Source organism: Streptomyces sp. NPDC059564, from assembly GCF_042735575.1.
Lineage (GTDB): Bacteria > Actinomycetota > Actinomycetes > Streptomycetales > Streptomycetaceae > Streptomyces.
In genome coordinates, this window is record NZ_JBHWBP010000622.1 from 1 (window position 1) to 2109 (window position 2109).

Below are 2109 nucleotides of genomic sequence, written 5' to 3' on the forward strand. Positions count from 1 at the left end.
GGACGGTGGAGCGGTGCTCCGGGGAGGAGCCCGGGCCGGAGCCCGGCGCGGCGGCCGCCCGCCCGGCGGGCAGGGTGGCCGCGGTGGCGGCGGCGAGGGCGACGGCCAGGAGGGCCCGGCGCGGCGTGGGTGCGGTCATCTGCGTGGCCCCCAGGGCTCGGTGCGGTGGTTCGGCGTCCACCCTTCCAGTTCCCGGCCGCCGGGCGGCGAAGCCCCCGGCACGTGTCGGGGGTGACGCGGGGGCGGGCCGTACGCTGGCCGGGTGGAGCCACACCAGTCACTCGATGCACTCGCGCGGGAGTTCGCCGCCCTGCCGCCCTCGCTCGGCCCGGTCCGGGTGATCGGCGTCGACGGGCACGCCGGCTCCGGGAAGAGCACCTTCGCCGGGCACCTGGCCCGCGCGCTGGGCGGGGCGCCGGTGCTGCACCTGGACGACGTGGCCACCCACGAGGAGCTGTTCGGCTGGGAGGAGCGGCTGCGGGTCCAGGTACTGGAGCCGCTGGCCGCGGGCCGGGCCGCGCACTGGGCCCCGTACGACTGGGTGGCACGCCGCTTCGGCGCGCCGCGCGTCCTGGAGCCGGCTCCGGTGCTGGTCGTCGAGGGGGTCGGGGCCGGGCGGCGGGCGCTGCGGCCGCACCTGGCGCGGCTGCTGTGGATGGAGACCCCTCGTGAGGAGTCCTGGGGGCGTGGGCGAAACCGGGACGGGCGCGAACTTTCCGACTTCTGGGACGGATGGGAGCGCGCGGAGCTCGCGCACTTCTCCAACGACCCTTCGCGCCCCTACGCGGACGCCCTGGTACGCCAGAGCGGTACGGGATACGAGTGGACTTCCGGGGCCCCTGCGGCCTCGGGAACGAGCCCGACGGTGACCGAACGTCACGGGCTCCCCCAGGCCTGAGCACCCCCGCGGAACCGGCCGCACGGGCCTGCTCCGAGCCGCTTGACCGGGGCCCGGGAACGGCCTTACGTTCTGAATGCGCGGTCTGCGAAGGCCGCTGCGGACGCGAAGCCCCCGATTGTTCCCCCGTGATCGGGGGCTTCGTTCTGCCCCGGACCGGTTCCGGCGGGGCGTGGGGCGCGCTGCCGCACCCACCGGCCCTCACCCTGAGTTACGCCGCGCGTCCCGGGCCCGCTCGCGACCCGTACCCACCGCACCCTGGGTAAGGTGCGTCACCGCAGGTACGATGCAGCCCTGATTTCATCGGCGGGGTGGACAACTCGCGTGCGCGGCGCGGAGGTTGCCGCGCACCACGGGGCTGGCTTGTGGGGGATGTGATGGACTTCGGCATGCCGGGCAGCGCACACGCCCCGGCCGAACTCGCCTGGCTGCGCGGGGTCGACGCCTGCACGATGGGCGCGTACCCGCAGGCCGAGGAGGAGTTCCGGGCGGCCGTCAGGCTCGATCCCGCCATGGCCGACGCCTGGCTGGGCCTGCACGCGCTGCGGGTGGACACGACCAACGCGTTATTGCGCATGTACGCCCACCGCGACCGCTTCGGCGAGCAGCGGACCCGCCACCGGCGGACCCTGAACTCCTGGTACTGGCTGGGCTGGTGGGTGCAGCCGGTGCTGGAGAGCCGGCGGGACCTGCTGCTGGCGCACGCCTCGCACTGGCTGGACGGCCGGCACGTGCCCGAGCTGGACCAGGCGCTCGCCGCACTGCCGCCGGTGGACACCGATCCGCAGGTGCGGTTCCTGCACGCCTGCCGGGCCTACCTGGTCAAGGACTGGGAGCAGCTCGTACGGCACACCGAGCCGCTGGTGGACGATCCGCTGCTGGGGATCGAGGCGGGACTCTTCGGCGGGATGGCCCGGGTCCGCCTCGAGATGTACGGGCAGGCGGAGCCGATGCTGTCGGCGGCCCTGATGCGCTGCCGCAGCGAGCAGCCGCAGCGCAAGGAGCTGCGGTACTGGCTGGCGCGGGCGCACGAGGGGACCGGGCGCAGCGCGGCGGCGCTGCCGCTGTACCGGGCGGTGCACCGGGTGGACCCGGCGTTCATGGACACGGCGGCCCGGCTGACGGCCATCGCGGACAGCAGTGACCCCGACGACATGGCCGGGTACGCCGGCTACGGCGGGCACACCGCCGAGGGCTTCGCGGGGCACGGG

At 75.3% G+C, this 2109-nt stretch carries 2 protein-coding genes; both read left to right on the forward strand.

Features of this window, described 5'->3' with window-relative positions; genetic code table 11:
- Nucleotides 1–262: 262 nt before the first annotated feature.
- On the forward strand, nucleotides 263–898 hold the full coding sequence (locus ACFV0Q_RS40980) for a uridine kinase (protein ID WP_385013130.1): 636 nt from the start codon (nucleotides 263–265) through the stop codon (nucleotides 896–898).
- 377 nt (nucleotides 899–1275) lie between these two features.
- On the forward strand, nucleotides 1276–2109 hold an 834-nt coding region (locus ACFV0Q_RS40985; RefSeq protein ID WP_385013132.1), incomplete at its 3' end, for a tetratricopeptide repeat protein.